This is a genomic window from Catenibacterium sp. co_0103 (assembly GCF_004168205.1).
GTDB lineage: Bacteria > Bacillota_I > Bacilli_A > Erysipelotrichales > Coprobacillaceae > Catenibacterium > Catenibacterium mitsuoka_A.
The window spans coordinates 1-5,236 of record NZ_RCYB01000118.1; the positions used below are offsets into that span (position 1 = coordinate 1).

At 34.7% G+C, this 5,236-nt stretch carries 6 protein-coding genes; all 6 read right to left on the reverse strand.

Annotated elements, in window-relative coordinates; translation table 11 throughout:
• Nucleotides 1-98: 98 nt before the first annotated feature.
• The gene (locus EAI80_RS11800; protein ID WP_129982197.1) at nt 99-500 is read right to left on the reverse strand and encodes an arsenate reductase ArsC; all 402 of its coding nucleotides are present in this window, start codon (nt 498-500) and stop codon (nt 99-101) included.
• A 3-nt stretch (nt 501-503) separates the two neighbouring features.
• A complete protein-coding gene (locus tag EAI80_RS11805; RefSeq protein ID WP_129982198.1) occupies nt 504-896 on the reverse strand; it encodes a thioredoxin family protein in 393 nt (130 codons plus the stop codon).
• Between the two features lie 15 nt (nt 897-911).
• Nucleotides 912-1,925, reverse strand: coding sequence for a permease (locus tag EAI80_RS11810; RefSeq protein ID WP_129982199.1), 1,014 nt, complete (start codon nt 1,923-1,925; stop codon nt 912-914).
• Between the two features lie 90 nt (nt 1,926-2,015).
• Nucleotides 2,016-2,327 (reverse strand): metalloregulator ArsR/SmtB family transcription factor, encoded by a 312-nt coding sequence (locus EAI80_RS11815; protein ID WP_202976641.1) that lies wholly within the window; start codon nt 2,325-2,327, stop codon nt 2,016-2,018.
• A gap of 298 nt (nt 2,328-2,625) precedes the next feature.
• Complete coding sequence (rlmD, locus tag EAI80_RS11820; RefSeq protein ID WP_129982201.1) at nt 2,626-3,756, reverse strand: 23S rRNA (uracil(1939)-C(5))-methyltransferase RlmD; 1,131 nt, start codon at nt 3,754-3,756, stop codon at nt 2,626-2,628.
• On the reverse strand, nt 3,756-5,236 hold a 1,481-nt coding region (pepD, locus tag EAI80_RS11825; protein ID WP_129982202.1), incomplete at its 5' end, for a beta-Ala-His dipeptidase. The genes pepD and rlmD, both read right to left, overlap by 1 nt.

Here is a 5,236-nt window from a genome sequence, read left to right on the forward strand (position 1 = left end):
TCTTCCCATAAGAAAAACCTCCTCAGCAAACAGTGCTTTTAATTATTTACACTGTCTACTGGGAGGTCATCATATCAATTGCTGCAAAGCGCTAATGATTATAAACTATTCTTCAATTTAATAATTCTTTCTTCAATTTCATGAATCACTTTAATAAAATCCCCATCATCTTTACCTGTAGGGTCATCTAGCCCCCAGTTATCATCAAAAGTTCTGCCGATAAAAGGACATCCAACATTACATCCCATTGAAATTGCGATGTCTACGTCTGGGATATCTGTAACTAACTTGCTGTATTGACCATTTGTTTCCATATCAATTCCATAAAGTTTTTTCATTATGCGAACAGCATCCTGGTTAATTTGTGGCTTTGTTTCCGTCCCGGCAGAATAACTTTGAAACACACCAGATGCTAGATGTTTTCCAAGTGCCTCGGCAATCTGACTTCTACAGGAATTGTGAACACAGATAAATGCTACCCTTTTTCTTCCATCTAACATTTCTTAAAATCCCAACTTTTCAAGTAGCTTAATTACTTCAGAGCTCTTTAATACTTTACCCATTGAAACAACTGTTTCATTCACAACAATGGCAGGCATGCTCATAACGCCGTAAGCCATAACCTTCTCCATATCTGTGATATATTCTACTTCAATTCCTAACCCTAGTTCTTCAATGGCCTCTTTAACGTTTTCATACTGATTATGACAGCTTTTACAGCCGGCACCAAGCACCTTAATGCTTGTAAGCTTATTATCTTCGCCACAACAGTTTTCTGCCTGTTGACCGCTACAGCAACATGATGCTGCTTCATAAGTAGCTACTTCTCCATTGCAAGCACAAGCTGGCTCTATCTTAACTTCTTCTTTTTTCTTTCCTAATCCAAATAATGACATAATCTTTTTCTCCTGTTAAATAAGTAAATTTTGAAATGCATTAAATGCATAACCAACAATAATAATTCCTACGGTACAGATTCCAATGAACAGACCTAAGAGTTTTGGCTTGATTGCCTTTTTCAGCATAATCATGGATGGAAGAGACAGTGTGGTTACTCCCATCATAAATGACAACACAACGCCCAATCTTGCCCCTTTAGTAAGCAGTGCTTCTGCAATAGGAATACATCCAAAGATATCTGCATACATCGGAACCCCTGCAATTGTAGCAATAATGACACCAAATGGATTACCAGTACCAAGAAATCTCACTATAATATCTTCTGGTATCCAGTTATGAATAAAGGCTCCTATTCCAACACCAATAAGAATATATGGGAAGACTTTTTTAAATGTTTCAACAACCTGCTCCCACGCATATTTCATTCTGTCTTTAACCGTTAGTTCTTCCAATGGAATATCGATTTGCTTTGCATTTCTTATAAATTCTTCTACCTGATTTTCAAGGTGAAGTTTTTCGATAAGTGTTCCACCTGAAACTGCAATCACAAGACCGAGCAACACATAAACCACTGCCACTTTCATTCCAAAGATACTCATCAATAGCACCAGCGACCCAATGTCCACCATTGGAGATGAAATAAGGAAACTGAATGTAACTCCTAATGGTAATCCGGCACTTGTAAATCCAATAAATAGAGGAATGGAAGAACAAGAACAAAAAGGAGTAACCGTTCCTAGCAATGCCGCTAAGATGTTGGCGCCAATTCCATGAAATCTTCCAAGTATTCGTTTAGTTCTTTCTGGTGGAAAGAAACTCTGAATATAACTAATGATAAAAATCAGCACACAAAGCAAGAAAACAATTTTTATCACATCATAGATAAAAAATTGAATACTGCCTCCAATCTTCCCGGATGTATCAAGACCAATAGAGTATAAGAACTCTCCAATCAATGAACTAAGCCATCTCATTCCTAAAATTTGATCTTGTATGAATATCCAAATCGTAGTCAAAAATTGCATATCTAGCCTCCTGTTAGTTTTATAGTTTTACATATATCAATGTTTTTGTTTAGGAGAAAGGCAATCTTACCTGATTGCCTAATGTATATATTATTCGTACTTATCGCAGCTGCATTCACCATCTGAATCAGTGGCTTCAAGATAATGAGAAAACATATCCTTAAAACGTTTTTTTCCTTCCTCTGAAATTGAGTAGTGCATCCATCGCCCATCTTTTCTAGAATCGACAAGTCCACAGTCACAAAGCAACTTCATATGATGAGAAAGAGTTGATTGAGTAATGGATAACTCTTCTAGTATAACGCAGGCACATTTTTCTTCATAATGCAAACATTCCAAAATACGAAGTCTGTTTTCATCTGCCAAAGCCTTAATCATACGAACATCTTCTTTATAACTCATAGTATCCACTCCTTCCTGTAAAACTACACTTATTCTATCCCACATATTCATACTTGTCAATATATAGAACTGTACTTAATTTTCTTTTTAGACCATCTTCCGTTTGTTCCACACTACTGTGTTTATTTTTCTATAAATCACAAGTAAACACTTATGTATAATTGACTCAATCTCAATACTCTTATCTATCCAACTATAAAAATACCAGGGTATTATTCATTTTTTCAAGCATATTTAAAAGTCTGATTTTCAATTCTAAAAATCTCGGAAATCCCTTATTTTAAGTCTTTTTATACTTTTACTTATGTGCTCTAGTCAACAGAACTACGCTCTCAATATGACTCGTAAATGGAAACATATCATAAGGATATACATCCTTAAAACCATATCCTAGTTTTCTAAATAACTTTAAATCTCTTACCTGTGTATGAGGATCACAAGAAACATAAACTATTTCTTGTGGCTTTAAAGAAACAGCTGCTTTAATAAATGTTTCAGTAGAACCACTTCTTGGTGGATCCATAATAATCACATCTACATCTACTTTCTGCTTTGCTGCTTCTACCATGAATTCAGTCGCATCCCCCTGAATAAACTTGATATTCTCAACCTTATTAAAAGTTTTATTCAGTTTCGCATCTTTCACTGCATCCTTGTTGAGTTCTACCCCAATAACCTGTTTCGCATTCTTGCTCGCAATAAGACCTATTGTCCCAATACCACAATATGTATCCATGATTTTAGGATCTTTGACTGTAATAAGAGATAAAGCTTTACTATATAATGCTTCACACTGATCATGGTTGATCTGATAGAAAGAACGTGGAGAAATCTTAAAAGTCATTCCACATAGTTCATCTACAATAAAACCTTTCCCAAAAAGAACCTTTTCCTGTTCACCTAATACAATACTTGTCTGTCTTTTATTTGTATTTAAGACAATACTCTTAATAGAAGGAAAAGCTTTCACAAGCTGATTACAGAAGTTCTTAGAACCTTTAAAGATAGCTTCATTAGATACAATGACAACTAATGTCTGATTTGTCTTGACTGCACGTCTAATAAGAATATGTCTAATTTCCCCTCTTCTTCTTTGTGGATCATAGATAGAAACTCTATACTTTCTAAATAATACAGCTATTTTACTAATAATTGCATCTGTCTCCTGATCATGAATGAGACAAGATTTATAAGGAATAATACGATGAGAATTCTCTTCATATAAACCATAGTTATATGTCTTATCAAACGCAATGATTGTCTTATTACGATAGTAATAAGGATCTTCCATCCCAGAGACGGGGTGTACATTAACTTTTAAATCCTTAAAAATCTTCTTACATTCTTCATTCTTATATTCTAAAGATTTAGCATATCCTTGATTAATAAACTGACAGCTTCCACATTTTTTCGCTATATCACATTTCATTATAATTCTCCTAGCCAGTTCTTTAGGAAGTCATGGACTTCATAAAGTGTTTTGATTTCTAATCTTTCCTGTGGTGTATGAATATCAATACAGTTTGGTCCCATAGTCACAATATCCATATCTGGAAATATTCGACTCATATAACCTGTTTCTAATCCACCATGAGTCGGTACTTCTTTGAGTTCTTTATCATATGCTTTTTTATAAGCTTCCTTGTAAGACTTACGTAACTGAGAATCAGGAGCATAGCTCCAACCATAATATTCATCTGATGGTGTCACACTCAAACCAAATAAAGAAGCCAATGTTTCTACTTCATTTACAAGTAGTTTAAGATTGATTTCATTCTCACTACGTATTAATAGAATAAGCTCTACAACCTTTTCTGTTGTTTCCATAATCCCTAAATTCAAAGAAAGAACAGGAAAATGATTGAAGTAATAAGAATACTTTTCTACACCATATGGACATAACGCAAGGAAATGAATAAGTGCATCACTATCTAAGATTACATAACCACTCTGTTCTTCTTCTAATGTATAATCTAAAGGTTCTAATGGATAAAGAGCCTTCTGTTCTTCCATTCTTTCATGAATAAAAGCCTTCAATTCTTCTTTATTACTTGCAGACTGGAAAGTAAATAAACCATCTCTACAGATTGCATTGGCTTTCTGTCCTGCATTAAGTGAAGAGAAACGAATATCAAAACCATTGTCTAAACATGCTTTAAAAACAAGTCCTGCAATCTTAATCGCATTACCTCTACCTTCTTTAATCGCGTCACCAGAATGACCACCTAATAACCCTTTTACATAGAACTTATATCCCTGATCATGAGATTCTACAAATGTCGCATTCTTTCTAATAGTTAGCTGAACGCCACCTGCAGAAGAAACATTTGTTTCTCCTACTACATCACCATCTAAAGAAATCATCTTGCGAGCATGAATCCAATCTTTATCTACATGAGTAATACCATCCATAGTTGTTTCTTCCTGAACAGTAAATAAGCATTCTAAACGAGGATGTTTAAAGCTATTATCACTTAATAAAGCGAGCATGATAGCCACTGCTACACCATCATCTGCTCCTAAAGTTGTTTTTGTTGCATGTAAATAACCATCTTCTTCATAGATTTCTAAAGGATCAGTGAGGAAGTTATGGTTACTATCTGCATCTTTTTCAGCTACCATATCCATATGACCCTGTAGTAAAATAGGTGCATGATCTGCGTAGCCAGGCGTAGCTTCCTTATAAATAATAATGTCCCCTATTTCATTTCTTGCATAATCAAGTTCATTATTCTGTGCAAATTCTTCTATATAGTTACCTAGTAATTCTTCATGTCCTGAGGGATGAGGAATACTACAAATAGTTTTAAAATAGTCTAATACATCTTTCGTCATAATTTCCTCCATTTCCCCGCGCCTTCGTTGCGCGGACACAAATATATAACCAAACTCAAATCCCCCAAAACTCT